We start from the raw sequence: 16,321 nt of genomic DNA on the forward strand, positions 1-16,321 counted from the left end.
TAAGGAAGAACCGTGACTCACATCTACGGCCATCGCGGCGCCAAGGGCGAAGCACCGGAAAACACGCTGACCAGCTTTCAGCAATGCCTCAAGCACGGCGTGCGCCGCTGCGAACTGGACCTGCACCTGGCCATGGACGGCGAACTGATGGTCATCCACGACCCGACGCTCAAGCGCACCACCGACCGTCGCGGCAAAGTCGTCGAGCACACGGCGGCCGAGCTGGTGACTTACGACGCGCGCAAGGGCGGCCCGGGCTGGATCAAGCCCTGCCCGATTCCAACACTGGAAGAACTGTTCGAGAAATGCGATTTCGAGCACTGGCAGCTGGAAGTCAAAAGCGCTTCACGCACCCGCGCCGCGACGACGGTGTTGGCGATTCGCGAAATGGCTCAGCGTTTCGGCCTGCTCGACAAAGTCACGATCACCTCGAGTTCACGCGAAGTTTTGAAAGCCGCACTGGACCTGGTGCCGGACGTGTCCCGCGGATTGGTGGCCGAGTACGCCTGGCTCGACCCGCTGAAGGTCGCGCAAAGCTATGGCTGTGAGATTCTCGCGCTGAACTGGACCCTGTGTTCGCCGGAACGCCTGCAGAAGGCGCAGCGTCAGGGGCTGCATGTGTCGGTATGGACAGTCAACGAGCCCGCGCTTATGCGCAGACTCGCCGACTTCGGCGTTGACAGCCTGATTACAGACTTTCCCGGTTTGGCCAGCGCCACGCTCGAGAATTGCTGAAATCGGTCTCCCCGGCCGGCTCAGGCCACCGGCCGGAGCCGCTCAAAAAAGCCGGTTGAGGCCATCGTACGCCGCTACCCGATAGGCTTCGGCCATGGTCGGGTAGTTGAACGTCGTGTTGACGAAGTACTTCAGCGTGTTCAGATCGCCCGGCTGGTTCATGATCGCCTGACCGATGTGAACGATCTCCGACGCCTGATAACCGAAGCAGTGAACGCCAAGCACTTCCAGGGTTTCGCGGTGGAACAGGATCTTCAGCATACCCTGAGGCTCGCCGGCGATCTGTGCACGCGCCATGCCCTTGAAGAACGCCTTGCCCACTTCGTACGGCACCTTGGCCTGAGTCAGCTCCTGCTCATTCTTGCCGATCGAGCTGATCTCCGGAATGGTATAGATGCCGGTCGGCACGTCGTTGACGAAGCGCCAGCTATTGTTGTCAACGATGCTGCCAGCAGCCGAACGACCTTGGTCGTGAGCAGCACTGGCCAGGCTCGGCCAACCAATCACGTCACCGGCGCCGTAGATGTTCGGCTTGCAGGTACGGTAGGCCTCGTCGACTTCGATCTGGCCGCGGCTGTTGACCTTCACGCCGACGTTTTCCAGACCCAACTGGTCGGTGTTGCCGGTACGACCGTTGCACCAGAGCAAGGCGTCGGCCTTGATCTTCTTGCCGGACTTGAGGTGCAGGATCACACCGTTGTCCACGCCTTCGACGCGGTCGTAATCTTCGTTGTGGCGAACCGTGATGTTGTTGTTGCTGAAGTGATAGCTCAGGGCCTGGGAAATTTCCGAGTCCAGGAAGCTCAGCAACTGACCGCGGTTGTCCACCAGTTCAACCAGTACACCCAGACCGCTGAAGATCGAGGCGTATTCGCAACCGATTACGCCAGCGCCGTAAACGATGAGTTTGCGCGGGGTGTGGCCGAGGCTGAGGATGGTGTCGCTATCGTAGATACGCGGGTGGTGGAAATCGATGTCCGCCGGGCGATACGGGCGCGAACCGGTGGCGATGATGATGTGCTTGGCCACCAGTTTTTCGACCACGCCGTTGGCGCAGACCACTTCGATGGTTTGCTCGTCGGCGAAGCTGCCGGTGCCGAAGAACACGTCGACGCGGTTACGGGCGTAGTAGCCGGTGCGCGATGCGACTTGTTTGGAGATGACTTTTTCGGCGCTTTTCAGCACGTCCGGGAACGAGAACCAGCGTGGCTCACCAATGGCCCGGAACATCGGGTTGGTGTTGAACTGCATGATCTGCCGGACCGAGTGACGCAGTGCCTTGGACGGGATGGTACCCAGGTGGGTGCAGTTGCCGCCGACCTGGCGACGGCTATCGACCATCGCCACCTTGCGCCCTGCTTTGGCGGCGTTCATTGCCGCGCCTTCTCCCGCCGGGCCGGAACCCAGCACCACCACGTCGTAGTTGTAGACAGCCATGCGTACTCCTCAGAACAGGCCGCGGCGCCATCGGCACCTGCGGCTAAATCACGCCGATCTGCGGCGTGAAGGAACAATTTGGGGCCAGTGCAGAACCCGGACACAGTCTATATAAGCGTCAACGCCGGGCACATTAACCCTTGGTCGCGTCGTAGGCTACTTTTGCCTGCACTACAACGCCAGTCTTCGATGCTTGAATCGCCGTCATCACTCGGTTTTTCCGCCACTCAAGCGTTCAAAAGCCTGATTGGTTCGTGTGACGAAACCTGTATCGGCACGGATCACAAAGAATGCACCGATGTCATGCGTTTCGGCATAGTCCCAACCCCTTTCGGGACCCAGAATCAGCAACAGCGTCGATAAGCCATCGGCCATCAATGCTGAAGGATGAATCACCGTGACTGACGCCAAGGTGTGTAAGACCGGTGCCCCGGTGCGGGCATCGAAGGTGTGGGAATAACGCCGACCGTCCTGCTCGAAATAGTTGCGATAGTCGCCGGAGGTAGAAACGCCGTAACCGTCGACAGCGATGATGCGCTCGGCCACTTGCTGGTCGTCGCGGGGTTCTTCCACGGCGATGCGCCACGGTGAGCCGTCAAGTTTTTTACCGGCAGCCTTGAGTTCGCCGGTGGCTTCGGCGAGGTAGTTATGGATGCCCATCCCGTCGAGTTTTGCGGCAATCGTATCGACCGCGTAACCGGCGGCGATGCTATTGAAGTCGACCTCGACGGCGGCGTCCTTGCACAGTTGATCGCCATCGATACGCAGGTGCTGGTAACCGACTCGCTGCCGCACTTCGGCCAGCGCTTGGGCCGCGGGGATTTTTTCCTCGCGAGCCTGCGGGCCGAAACCCCAGAGGTTGAGCAGAGGTTCCACCGTCAAGTCGAAGGAACCTTCGCTTTGTTCCGACAGACGCTCACCGACGCGCACCAGTTTGAGGATCGACGCGGGCATTTTCTGACAGCGATTGGCGGGTAGATCGTTGAAGCGCTCGATGTCCGAGTCGCTGCGGTAGGTCGACATTTGTTGATCGACTTCAGCGAGGATCTTTTCGACCTGGACACGGACCTCGGCCGGGGCGGGAAGACCGGCATGGCGCAGGTACTTGATCGAATACGTGCTGCCCATGGTCGGGCCGCCGAAGCTTTCCATGGAATCTCCGTTTCCGCAGCCTGTCAGGGCGCCCATCAGGACCACAAAACCGCACAGCCGCCATTTCAACAATCCTGCATCCCCTGGAGAGTCCCATGACACAACGCCAAGGCTCGCCATTATGCGGTAGAAGAGTGGGAGCGAACACCGCACAAATAAAAACGCCCCGAACATAGTCGGGGCGTTTTCATGTGCAGCTAATGCTTAGCGCGGGAATGCGGGCGGGTTTACACCGGCCATGTCTTCCATCACGCGAACCACCTGGCAGCTGTAACCGAATTCGTTGTCGTACCAAACGTACAGAACAACGCGGTTGTCTTGGGTGATGGTTGCTTCAGCATCCACAACGCCTGCGTGGCGCGAGCCAACGAAGTCGGTGGAAACCACTTCCTGCGAATTGACGTAGTCGATTTGCTTATGCAGATCGGAGTGCAGCGCCATGTAGCGCAGGTATTCGTTCATCTCTTCACGGGTGGCGGCTTTCTCAAGGTTCAGGTTGAGAATGGCCATCGACACGTTTGGCGTCGGAACGCGGATCGCGTTACCAGTCAGCTTGCCGGCCAGTTCAGGCAGTGCCTTGGCAGCAGCGGTGGCAGCACCGGTCTCGGTGATAACCATGTTCAACGCGGCGCTACGGCCACGGCGATCGCCTTTATGGAAGTTGTCGATCAGGTTCTGGTCGTTGGTGTACGAGTGAACGGTTTCGACGTGTCCATTGATGATGCCGAACTTGTCGTTAACCGCTTTCAGCACCGGCACGATGGCGTTGGTGGTGCAGGAGGCGGCCGAAACGATCTTGTCGTCAGCGGTGATTTCACCGTGGTTGATGCCGTGAACAATGTTCTTCAGCTTGCCTTTACCAGGTGCGGTCAGAACAACGCGGTCGATGCCCGGGCAAGCCAGGTGTTGACCCAGGCCTTCGGCGTCACGCCACACACCAGTGTTATCCACCAGCAGCGCGTCTTTGATGCCGTACTGGGTGTAGTCGACTTCGGTCGGGTTTTTCGCGTAGATAACCTGGATTAGGTTGCCGTTGGCGGTGATGGTGTTGTTGGCTTCATCAATGGTGATGGTGCCATCGAACGGACCATGAACCGAGTCGCGACGCAGCAGGCTGGCACGTTTCACCAGGTCGTTCTCGGCGCCCTTGCGGACGACGATGGCACGCAGGCGCAGGCCGTCGCCACCACCGGTTTTCTCGATCAGGATGCGCGCCAGCAAACGGCCGATACGACCAAAGCCGTACAGAACAACGTCGGTGCCTTTGCGGGCGGAAATGTTTTGCTGACCAACGACGTCAGCCATTTCTTCACGGACGAACTGCTCGGCAGTGCGGCCATTGCCTTCGGCCTTGAACTTGACTGCAAGCTTGCCCAGGTCTACCGAAGCGGCGCCGAGTTTGAGCTCGCTCATGGCTTTGATCAGCGGGAATGTTTCGTGGACGGACAGTTCGCTGTCGTCGGACTGGCGATGGCGGGCAAAGCGGTGGGCTTTGAGAATCGCAATGACTGAACGATTGATCAGGCTGCGGCCATAGATCGAGCTCACCACGCTGTTGTTGCGGTAGAGCTGACCGATAAGCGGAATCATCGCTTCTGCGAGTGCTTCACGGTCGATCCATTCACCAAGACACTGGTCGGGCTTCTGAGTCACGGGAACCTTCCACATGTAGGGGCAGAAAAAAGGGGCTACATTATGCCGCCGAGTGCCTCCCGTAGCAATGCGCGCCTGTCGCGCGGCCAGTAACAAAATCCTCTTCAAAAAAACCACGCACCGCTAAAGCCCATTAAAACCGGGGCCTCCAGCGCCGTCAATTTTTTGGGGTTAGCGCTGCCTTATCCGTAACCATCCGTAACACCTGTTCGTTTTGCCACTACATAATTGGTAGTTTTCACTAAAAAACGACCGGATTTTGTCTTTACCACTACATTTCGCCCAACCCGCGTAATAGACATATATGCAACTGACAGCCGGCACCTGAGACCGCTACAATTACCGACTTTGTCGCAACGCTTGGAGCTCAACCTTCCGTGCCCGTTCTGCGTCTACCGCTTCTCCCTGCTGCGGCAGGTAAACAGCACTGGGGCAATCTGCCCGGTGCAGCCCTGAGCCTGGCTATCGCCGAGGCCGCCAGCGCTGCCAAGCGCTTTACCCTGCTACTGACCGCCGACAGCCAAAGTGCCGAACGGCTGGAACAGGAGCTAAGTTTCTTCGCCCCGGATTTGCCAGTGCTGCATTTCCCGGACTGGGAAACCCTGCCCTACGATCTGTTTTCGCCGCACCAGGACATTATTTCCCAGCGAATTTCCGCGCTGTATCGATTGCCGGAGCTGAGTCATGGCGTTTTGGTCGTGCCGATCACAACGGCCTTGCATCGCCTAGCGCCGACCAAATTCCTGCTCGGCAGCAGCCTGGTGCTGGACATCGGCCAGAAGCTCGATGTCGAGCAAATGCGCACCCGGCTTGAGGCCAGTGGCTATCGCTACGTCGATACCGTCTACGAGCATGGCGAATTTACCGTACGCGGCTCGCTGATCGATCTGTTCCCGATGGGCAGCAAATTACCTTTCCGCATCGACCTTTTCGACGACGAAATCGAGACCCTTCGTACATTCGATCCGGAAAACCAGCGCTCCATCGACAAAGTGGAAACGGTTCGCCTCCTGCCAGCTCGCGAGTTCCCACTGCAGAAAGATGCAGTCACCCGCTTCAAGGCGCGCTTCCGTGAGCGTTTCGATGTGGATTTCCGTCGCTGCCCGATCTTTCAGGATTTGAGCAGCGGGATTACACCGGCCGGTATCGAGTACTACCTGCCGCTGTTCTTCGATGAAACCTCCACGTTGTTCGATTACCTGCCGCAGGACACGCAAGTGTTTTCCTTACCGGGCATTGAGCAGGCGGCGGAAAACTTCTGGAACGACGTGCGCAATCGCTATGAAGAACGCCGCGTCGATCCGGCTCGTCCTTTATTGCCGCCAGCCGAGTTATTCCTGCCGGTGGAAGATTGCTTCGCTCGACTGAAGAATTGGCCGCGCGTGGTCGCCAGTCAGCAGGACGTGGAAACGGGCGTCGGCCGCGAGCGCTTCCCTGCTCGAGAACTGCCGAACCTGGCCATTGAAGCCAAGGCGACTCAACCGTTGGCGGCGCTGGCAGGCTTCCTTGATGAATTCCCCGGTCGCGTGCTGTTTACCGCCGAGTCTGCGGGCCGTCGTGAAGTGCTATTGGAGTTGCTGGAACGCCTGAAGCTGCGACCGAAAACCGTCGACAGCTGGCCGGACTTCGTCGCGAGCAAGGAGCGCCTGGCGATCACCATCGCGCCGCTCGACGAAGGCCTGGTGCTCGACGACCCGGCGCTGGCCCTGGTCGCCGAAAGCCCGTTGTTCGGTCAGCGCGTGATGCAGCGCCGTCGCCGCGAGAAACGCGCCGACGCCAACAACGATGCTGTCATCAAAAACCTCACCGAGCTGCGCGAAGGTGCGCCGGTGGTGCACATCGATCATGGTGTCGGGCGTTACCTCGGGCTGACGATTCTTGAGATCGATAATCAGGCCGCCGAATTCCTGACCCTTGAATACGCCGAAAACGCCAAGCTTTACGTGCCGGTGGCCAACCTGCACCTGATCGCCCGTTACACCGGCAGCGACGATGCCCTGGCCCCACTGCACCGTCTCGGCTCCGAGACCTGGCAGAAAGCCAAACGCAAAGCCGCCGAACAAGTGCGCGACGTCGCCGTCGAGTTGCTCGACATCTATGCCCGCCGCGCAGCTCGCGAAGGTTATGCGTTCGCCGACCCGAAAGCCGATTACGCAACCTTCAGCGCCGGTTTCCCGTTCGAAGAAACCCCGGACCAGCAAACCACCATCGAAGCGGTGCGTACCGACATGCTCGCGCCGAAACCGATGGATCGCCTGGTCTGCGGCGACGTCGGTTTCGGCAAAACCGAAGTGGCGATGCGCGCAGCCTTCATCGCAGTACACGGCGGTCGTCAGGTGGCGATTCTGGTGCCGACCACCCTGCTCGCGCAGCAGCACTACAACAGCTTTCGCGACCGCTTCGCCGATTGGCCGGTGAGCGTGGAAGTGATGAGCCGATTCAAGTCGACCAAAGAAATAAATGCTGCGGTCGCGGATCTGGCCGAAGGCAAGATCGACATCGTCATCGGCACGCACAAGCTGCTGCAAGACGACGTAAAAATCAAAAACCTGGGGCTGGTGATCATCGACGAAGAGCACCGTTTCGGTGTCCGCCAAAAGGAACAGCTCAAGGCCCTGCGCAGTGAAGTCGACATCCTCACCCTGACCGCCACGCCGATTCCGCGCACGCTGAACATGGCGGTCTCGGGCATGCGCGACCTGTCAATCATCGCCACGCCCCCGGCCCGTCGCCTGTCGGTACGGACGTTCGTCATGGAGCAAAACAAGAGCACGGTCAAAGAGGCCTTGCTTCGTGAGCTGTTGCGTGGCGGTCAGGTCTATTACCTGCACAACGACGTGAAGACCATCGAGAAGTGCGCCGCCGACCTCGCCGAACTGGTGCCGGAGGCGCGGATCGGCATCGGCCACGGGCAGATGCGCGAACGCGATCTCGAACAGGTGATGAGCGACTTCTACCACAAGCGCTTCAACGTGCTGATCGCCTCGACCATCATCGAGACCGGCATCGACGTACCGAGTGCCAACACCATCATCATCGAGCGCGCCGACAAGTTCGGCCTGGCGCAGCTGCACCAATTGCGCGGCCGAGTCGGTCGCAGTCACCACCAGGCTTACGCTTATTTGCTGACGCCGCCGCGTCAGCAGATCACTCCCGATGCGGAAAAACGTCTGGAAGCGATCGCCAACACACAGGATCTTGGCGCGGGCTTTGTACTCGCCACCAACGACCTGGAAATCCGTGGCGCCGGCGAACTGCTCGGCGATGGTCAGAGCGGGCAGATTCAGGCCGTCGGTTTCACGCTGTACATGGAAATGCTCGAGCGCGCGGTGAAGTCGATCCGCAAGGGCGAACAACCTAACCTCGATCAACCGCTGGGTGGCGGCCCGGAAGTCAATTTGCGAGTACCGGCGTTGATTCCCGAGGACTACCTGCCGGACGTGCATGCTCGACTGATTCTCTACAAACGCATCGCCTCGGCCACCGATGAGGAAGGCCTCAAGGACCTGCAAGTGGAGATGATCGATCGTTTCGGCCTGTTGCCGGAGCCAACCAAGAACCTGATGCGCATCACCGCACTGAAATTGCAGGCCGAGCTACTGGGCATCAAGAAAGTCGACGGCGGCCCGCAAGGGGGTCGAATCGAGTTCGCGGCGCAAACGCCGGTTGACCCGCTGACGCTGATCAAGCTGATCCAGAGCCAGCCCAAACGTTACAAATTCGAAGGCGCCACGATGTTTAAATTCCAGGTGCCGATGGAGCGCTCGGAAGAGCGCTTTAATACTGTAGAGGCGCTGTTTGAGCACCTCATTCCGAAAACTGCTTGAAGGACGCCGCATGCGCCTGTTTCGCTTACTGACCTTGTTGACATTGTTAATAACAGCGCTGGTCGCCCCTACGGCATTTGCCGATGACCTGTATCAGATTGAAATGATTCTGGTCCGCCAAAACGCCGTGCCCGCCATCGTCAGCCGCGCCGCGCCGGAAGACTGGGCTGCCGGAGCTCAGCCCATCAGCCCCGACAGCCAGCGCACGCCGAGCCTCAATGCTGAAGTGGAAAAACTCACCGCCAGCAATGAATACACGGTGTTGCTGCACAAGGCCTGGCAACAGAACCTTGGCGAAGAAGCCAGCAAAGTTGCGATCAGCGAGGGCAAAGAACAGTTCGGCCAGTTCCCGATCGAGGGCACGCTGAGCATGAAACTGGGACGTTTCACCGACGTCGACGCCGACTTCTGGGTCAACCAGATCGACGCCAGCGGCATGGTCACCGCCAGCGAACGCCTGAAACAGGAAAGCCACACCAAGAACGGCCAGCTGAACTTCCTCGACAACGGCCACCTCGGCCTGCTGATCAAGATCACGTCCCTGACCGCCCCTGCGCCTCGGCCAGTCCCCGATGAAATTCCGGACTGATTGAAGTCCTTATGCCCCCGACCCTGAGCAAACCCCTGGCATCTTCCTGGGTCAGCCGATTCAAGGAACAGAGCCTGGAGCGTGGCCGCCGCTACGCGCTGGAAAACCGCGTCAGGATCGTCGAGGCCGGCGACGCCACGATCATCGCCGCCTGCGAAGGCTCTGGCGGTAACGTTTACCGTCAGACCATTCGCCTGCGCGAGTCGGCCAAAGCCACCTTGCTGATGATTGAGGCCACCTGCACCTGCCCGGTCCACAGCAACTGCAAACACTGCGCGGCGGTGCTACTGAAAGTGCAGGAAACCCTCGCCTACCCCGCTGCGGCGCAAGACGCGGAGCTACTGGAAAAACTTCAGGCGGTGTTGGAAAACCGAAGCGCGAAAGCGCCGCCGCAGGTGCTGGTGGATAACGTGCAACCGGTGCCGCGCCTGTGGCTGGCGAGCATTGAATTCAGCGCGTTCGAACCGCGCAACGGCAAGATGCAGCGCTACATCCAACATCGCGCGGCGCTGTCTTTTAACTACCTGGATGAATACGTTAGCGGGCAGAAGAACGCCGACATCCTGATTCGTCAGGAAACCCAGACACTGCGGATAAAACGTCACCCGGAAGTCGAACAGACCTACCGGGAACAACTGCGAATCCTCGGCTTCAAAATCGCCACCCGGCAAAGCAAGGCCTTGCCGGAAAGTGCCGGCGAGCTCTTCGAGATGGTCAACGACAGCGCCTGGCTGACCTTCACCCTCAATGAACTGCCGAAGCTGCGCACTCAGGGCTGGGAACTGCAGATCGACGAAGACTTCGGTTTCGACCTGACTGCCGTGGACGACTGGTACGCCACCGTAGAGCAGGCGCCGGAGCGTGACTGGTTCGACCTGGAACTGGGGATCATCGTCAACGGCGAACGGCTGAGCCTGTTGCCGATCCTGTTGAACCTGATGCGCTCCCACACCGAGATCCTCAACCCGGAACGCCTCGCCCGACGTCGCGACGATGAGTTGATCCTGGTGAACATCCCCAACCGCCCAAACTCAAAGTACGGCCCGCTGCAAGTCGCCCTGCCCTTCGGTCGGTTGAAACCGGTGCTGGCGACCCTCGGCGAGTTCTACCTGCAAGGGCCCGGCGAAACTGCGCTGCGCCTGAGCAAGGCCGATGCCACGCGATTGAATCCGCTGGAAGACCTGCAGTTGCTCTGGGAAGGTGGCGAGCAAATTCGCACCTTTGCCCAGCGCCTGCGGGACATCAAGGACTTCACCACGACCGCACCGGAAGGCTTGAACGCGACCTTGCGCCCCTATCAGCTGGAAGGCTTGAGCTGGATGCAGTCGTTGCGGCAACTGGAAGTTGGCGGGATCCTCGCGGACGACATGGGACTGGGCAAAACCCTACAGACCCTGGCGCACATTCTCAGTGAGAAGAACGCGGGACGCCTCGATCGGCCGTGCATGGTGGTGATGCCCACCAGCCTGATCCCCAACTGGCTCGACGAAGCGGCGCATTTCACACCGCAACTCAAGGTGCTGGCGTTGTACGGTGCCAGTCGCAAAAAGCATTTCGACAATCTGGCCGATTACGACGTGATCCTGACCACCTATGCGTTGCTGCCCAAGGACGTCGAACGTCTGGCGGCGCAGCCATTGCACGTGTTGGTTTTGGATGAGGCGCAATACATCAAGAACCCCAACAGTAAGGCCGCCCACGCTGCCCGCGAGTTGAATGCTCGTCAGCGCCTGTGCCTGAGCGGCACGCCGCTGGAAAACCACTTGGGCGAGCTGTGGTCGCTGTTTCACTTCCTGCTGCCCGGCTGGCTTGGTGACGTGAAAAGCTTCAACCGCGATTACCGTGTGCCGATTGAAAAGCGCGCCAGCGAGGTACGACTTCAGCACCTCAATGGTCGGATAAAACCGTTCCTGCTGCGCCGAACCAAGGAACAGGTGGCGACCGAGCTGCCGCCGAAAACCGAAATCATCCATTGGGTCGAGCTCAACGAAGCCCAGCGTGACGTGTACGAAACCATGCGTTTGGCCATGGACAAGAAAGTCCGCGACGAGATTACCCGCAAGGGCGTAGCGCGCAGCCAGATCATCATTCTTGAGGCGCTGCTGAAACTGCGTCAGGTGTGCTGCGATTTGCGCCTGGTCAATGACGCCGCCCTGCCCACTCGCGGCAGCACGTCCGGCAAGCTCGACAGCCTGATGGAAATGCTGGAAGAGTTATTCGATGAGGGTCGGCGGATTCTGCTGTTCTCACAGTTCACTTCGATGCTGTCCTTGATTGAAGATGAGCTGAAAAAGCGCGGGGTCGATTATGCGCTGCTGACCGGGCAGACCCGCGACCGGCGCGCCCCGGTCAAAGACTTCCAAAGCGGCAAGCATCAGATCTTTCTGATCAGCCTGAAGGCCGGTGGCGTTGGCCTGAACCTGACCGAAGCCGACACAGTGATTCATTACGATCCGTGGTGGAATCCGGCGACGGAAAATCAGGCGACTGATCGGGCGTATCGCATTGGTCAGGAGAAGCCGGTGTTCGTCTACAAGATGATTGCCAGAGGCACGGTAGAAGAGAAGATTCAGCATCTGCAGAAGGAAAAATCCGACTTGGCGGCCGGCGTGCTGGATGGGCGCAAGACCGGGGACTGGAAGTTGCAGAGTGATGATATTGAAGCGTTGTTTGCGCCGCTGCCGGACAAACTCGAAAAATAGCGGTGATTGTTAGATTGCCTTCGCGGGCAAGCCTCGCTCCTACAGTTTTATATTGACCACAAATGTCGCGATCAACTCAAAACGCGTAGGAGCGAGGCTTGCCCGCGAAGGGTTCAACTCGGACTGACTGAAGTAACCCTTTATCAGGATTTCACATCTGGCAATGGCGCAAACAGCGCTTCAATGTCACTCTGCTCAAGCTTCCACCCGCCGGTCGTCCCACCTTCAAGCACCGCCCCGGCCAGCGCCGCCTTCTCCTGCTGCAGCGCCTGTATTTTTTCTTCCACCGTGCCGCGCGCAATCATCTTGTAGACGAACACCGGCTTATCCTGACCGATACGATAAGCACGGTCCGTCGCCTGGTTTTCAACGGCAGGATTCCACCAAGGATCGAAGTGGATGACCGTGTCCGCCGCTGTCAGATTCAGTCCTGTCCCGCCTGCCTTGAGGCTGATCAGGAACAACGGCACCTTTCCGCCCTGAAAGTCTTTGACCGGCGTGCGCCGATCCGTCGTTTCACCTGTCAACAATGAATAACCGATCCCTCGCCGCTGCAATTCTTCCTCAATCAATGCAAGCATCGACGTGAACTGCGAGAACAACAAAATCTTGCGGCCTTCGCTGAGCAATTCTTCGAGCATCTCCATCAGGCCGATCAACTTGCCGCTGCCCGCACGAAGTGCTTTTGCCGTCAGGGGCATTTTGATCAGCCGTAGATCGCAGCACACCTGACGCAGCTTGAGCAAGGCATCGAGAATGATGATCTGGCTACGCGCAACACCGCTTCGGGCAATTTCGTCACGCACCTTCTTGTCCATCGCCACACGCACGGTTTCATAGACATCCCGCTGCCCATCGCTGAGTTCGACCCAATGCACAATCTCGGATTTAGGCGGCAACTCGGTGGCGACCTGTTCTTTCTTGCGACGCAGCAGAAAGGGTTTTATTCGAGCCGTCAGGTGCTGCATCCGTTCGATATTGCCGTGCTTCTCGATCGGGGTACGGTAGTCACGATTGAAGGTTTTACTGTCGCCAAGCCAGCCGGGTAACAAGAAGTGAAACAGTGACCACAACTCGCCAAGGTGATTCTCCAACGGCGTGCCGGACAAACACAAACGCTGCCGAGCTTCCAGATCCCGGGCAGCTTGAGCGGCCTTGCTGAGCGGATTTTTGATGTTTTGCGCTTCATCGAGAATCAGCACGCTCCAGACCAGTGGTTGCAAAACCTCAAGATCACGCGGCAGCAACGCATAGGTGGTCAGCACCAGATCGTATTCAGCAAGGTTGATGAAGTCCTTTTGCCGAGCGGCGCCATGCAGTGCCAGGACTTTCAATTGCGGAGTGAAGCGTGCCGCTTCGTCTAGCCAATTGGGAATCAGGCTGGTCGGCATCACCGCGAGCGCTGGCCGATCGAGTCGACCCGCCTGCTTTTCCAACAGCAGATGAGCCAGGGTTTGTAGCGTCTTGCCCAAGCCCATGTCGTCGCCGAGGATACCGCCGACCTCCAGCTCACGAAGGGTTTGCATCCAGTTCAAGCCTTCAAGCTGATAAGGCCGCAGTGCGGCGTTGAGGCCTTGAGGAGCAGCAACGTTTTGCTGAGTTGATTCACGCAAGCGTTTTGCGAAACTACGTAAACGCTCGCCGCCCTGCCACACTAATGGCAGGCCTTCAAGCGCACTCAAGCGCGCCGCATCAGGGCCACTCAAGCGCAGCGAATCACCGCTGGTCACGTTCAAATACAACTCACTGAGCGTAGCCATTAACGGCTTGATCCGCCCGAGGGACAGCGCGACTTTGATGCCAGGTTTGGCACCGAGTTGACCACTGTTGAGATCGATCAGCACCTGATCGTCATCGTCGCGCATGGCCAGGTTGCCCGGTTCCATCAACTGCGGTTGCCTGCGCAACAGTTGCAGCAGGATCGGCAGCAAACTGTGTCGCTCGCCATTGACCACGACACCCAACTGCAGATCAAACCATTCGCGCCCCGGCGATTCCTCGACATTGGCATACCATTCATCCACGGGCTGAAAATTGAAATGAAAGCCGTCGGTTATGCTGATCTGCCAATTAGCCTCTCTGAGCACGGGCACTCCGGATTGCACGAAGGCAATCCACGCCGAGTCATCCGGCATATTGAACATTTCACCCGCGCTATCGGGCAACGCATCACTTTTACGGGTAGCTTTTTTGAAACCTTGTTTTTGCAAGGCCAGGCGCAAGGCTTTTTCAGCAGCGGGTTTGCGCTGAATTCGCAGGGTTTCAGTGCCGGACAGAATCAGTAATTCCGCGGATTTCTTGTCCGCCGCCACATGGCCGTTGTAGGTAAACGCCAACGCGGCGCGGTGCTCGGGCTCATACTTCCAGTGTCTGAAACGGTTGGTAGCAAGCGTCAGCAAGGCTTGGGGTTCGATGTCATCGACTATCCGCTCGATCAGTGCATGCGGAGGGGGCACAACGCGAGTCACAGCACTGATGCGATGACTGAACTGCATGGCCTGGCGCGCCGGAATCTCAGGCGCCAATGACAAATGGCAGGCCAGTTTCTCGTCCAACTCGCCTTGCAGCAGTCCGATCTCCATCCGCTCGCGGTCCAGGTAGTACAAGGGTTCCAGTGCAAGAACCGTTTCTTCGGGTGCGTGGTCGCTCCGCCATTGAGGCCGGAAGCCGCCGCTGGCTTGCTCGGCCCAAGCGAAATGCCCCAGCCTGCTCGCTCCAGGTACCAGCGGCTGCAATTTTTGCAAGTCGAGAAACAGCCTTGAGGTTTGCAATACCAATCGGAGAACTTCAGCTCCACTACTGCCCTGGAGGGGGTAACCACTGTAAAACGAGTGGTAGGAGTGGACGGCGACCAGCAATCTGGCGATGCGCAAGTCAAGCTCGGACAGATAGCCTGGTTCTCTCATTAGCGCGTCTGACGGCGACAACACCGATCTGATGTCTTGCAAGCGGCCGTCCTTGAGCTGACGAGCCTTGTAAATTTCCAGTAACCACTTGCCGGCAGCAGACGTCGGTTTGAGTTTATATACCCAGCACGTGCCGGCACTCTGAGCAACCCCATCGCGATTTTCGGTCTCAAGGGGAATACCATCGAGCCAGCGCTCTAACTCAAGATTCAGCTTGGCCGGAGCGTCACTTTTGAATGAGTCCCCGGGGAGTTCTTGCAAGCTGTAAAGCACGGTTGCGCAGTGCTTGCAATTAACCACCACAGGACAAGAGCAACTGCAGGCCAGCTCAAACTCACCGACAACCTGGATAAGCTCAATGATTTGCTCGTAGACGTTTCCTTGGGAGCCTTTGCACGTCGCGAAGATGGAAGTGTCCTCGACTTTGCGGATCTGCACCCTGTTGTCCTGCGCGTATCCGCAAGCCTTATCCAGAGAGCGACGACTGAACGCCTCCGTCCACGGCAGTTCATGAAGTTGCTCAATAATTGTCAGCATAAAATAAACGCTTCTTAAAGTGACTGAAGTTTACCGGTACCCAACTCAGCTTTTCAGCACTCGCGCCAACGCCGACTTCACCGTGCCCATCCCGTCATGCAACGCTTGCTCGATCTCGGCCATGGTGATCACCGACGTGGACTTGCCCGCTGCCGGATTCACCACCAACGCCAGACAGGCGTAATCCAGTTCAAGCTCGCGAGCCAATGCCGCTTCAGGCATCCCGGTCATGCCGACGATGTCGCATCCGTCGCGCTCCAGTCTCGCGATTTCAGCGACGGTTTCCAGCCGTGGCCCCTGGGTGCAGGCGTAAACGCCTTGGCTCGCAAAACCAACGCCTTCAGCCGCTAATGCCGCGATTAGCTGCTGACGCAGTGCTTCGCTGTAGGGATAGCTGAAATCGATGTGGGTAACTTGTTCGAGATTATCGGCGAAATAGGTGTGTTCGCGACCACTGGTGTAGTCGATCAATTGATCCGGTACGCAGAAATATCCGGTGTCCATCACGGCATGAATCCCACCCACGGCGTTGACCGCGAGAATCGCTTCGGCACCAGCCTGCTTCAGCGCCCAGAGGTTGGCGCGGTAATTTACTTGATGCGGCGGAAAACGATGAGGATGACCGTGGCGCGCGAGGAACAGCACTTCTTTGCCGGCGTACTCACCGATCTGCACTTCAGCCGAAGGCGCGCCGTAAGGAGTGTCCACCGCCAGTGACTGGCGAATGCTCAGGCCTTCGAGTTGAGTCAGTCCGGTGCCGCCGATAATCGCGTAAACCGTCAT

General features: G+C 58.6%; 9 protein-coding genes. 4 read left to right on the plus strand and 5 right to left on the minus strand.

Features of this window, described 5'->3' with window-relative positions:
• The first annotated feature begins 12 nt into the window (after window positions 1–12).
• The gene (locus ACYZTU_RS19330; protein ID WP_461964753.1) at window positions 13–735 is read left to right on the plus strand and encodes a glycerophosphodiester phosphodiesterase; all 723 of its coding nucleotides are present in this window, start codon (window positions 13–15) and stop codon (window positions 733–735) included.
• 42 nt (window positions 736–777) lie between these two features.
• Here the strand turns inward: ACYZTU_RS19330 and sthA are convergent, their stop codons facing one another.
• The 3 genes from sthA to ACYZTU_RS19345 all read right to left on the minus strand — a co-directional run bounded on the left by sthA (window position 778) and on the right by ACYZTU_RS19345 (window position 4,992).
• On the minus strand, window positions 778–2,172 hold the full coding sequence (gene sthA, locus ACYZTU_RS19335; RefSeq protein WP_449646013.1) for a Si-specific NAD(P)(+) transhydrogenase: 1,395 nt from the start codon (window positions 2,170–2,172) through the stop codon (window positions 778–780).
• Window positions 2,173–2,379: 207 nt separating this feature from the next.
• Window positions 2,380–3,360 (minus strand): FAD:protein FMN transferase, encoded by a 981-nt coding sequence (locus ACYZTU_RS19340; protein WP_461964754.1) that lies wholly within the window; start codon window positions 3,358–3,360, stop codon window positions 2,380–2,382.
• A gap of 168 nt (window positions 3,361–3,528) precedes the next feature.
• Entirely contained in the window at window positions 3,529–4,992 is a 1,464-nt protein-coding gene (locus tag ACYZTU_RS19345; protein WP_449646015.1) for a glyceraldehyde-3-phosphate dehydrogenase, read from the minus strand.
• A gap of 362 nt (window positions 4,993–5,354) precedes the next feature.
• Here ACYZTU_RS19345 and mfd point away from each other — a divergent pair, with 362 nt between their 5' ends.
• Genes mfd through ACYZTU_RS19360 form a run of 3 tightly spaced genes read left to right on the plus strand, consistent with a single transcriptional unit; the run spans window position 5,355 to window position 12,095 of the window.
• Window positions 5,355–8,804, plus strand: coding sequence for a transcription-repair coupling factor (gene mfd, locus ACYZTU_RS19350; protein WP_461964755.1), 3,450 nt, complete (start codon window positions 5,355–5,357; stop codon window positions 8,802–8,804).
• Between the two features lie 10 nt (window positions 8,805–8,814).
• On the plus strand, window positions 8,815–9,393 hold the full coding sequence (locus ACYZTU_RS19355) for a CsiV family protein (protein WP_461964756.1): 579 nt from the start codon (window positions 8,815–8,817) through the stop codon (window positions 9,391–9,393).
• A gap of 11 nt (window positions 9,394–9,404) precedes the next feature.
• Window positions 9,405–12,095, plus strand: a complete 2,691-nt coding sequence (locus ACYZTU_RS19360; protein ID WP_461964757.1) for a DEAD/DEAH box helicase — start codon at window positions 9,405–9,407, stop codon at window positions 12,093–12,095.
• Window positions 12,096–12,238: 143 nt separating this feature from the next.
• Here the strand turns inward: ACYZTU_RS19360 and ACYZTU_RS19365 are convergent, their stop codons facing one another.
• Together ACYZTU_RS19365 and ACYZTU_RS19370 are read right to left on the minus strand one after the other, a co-directional pair.
• A complete protein-coding gene (locus ACYZTU_RS19365; protein WP_461964758.1) occupies window positions 12,239–15,538 on the minus strand; it encodes a DEAD/DEAH box helicase in 3,300 nt (1,099 codons plus the stop codon).
• A gap of 45 nt (window positions 15,539–15,583) precedes the next feature.
• Window positions 15,584–16,321 (minus strand): S-methyl-5'-thioinosine phosphorylase, encoded by a 738-nt coding sequence (locus ACYZTU_RS19370; protein WP_461964759.1) that lies wholly within the window; start codon window positions 16,319–16,321, stop codon window positions 15,584–15,586.

This window comes from Pseudomonas sp. HLT2-19-2 (assembly GCF_054898005.1).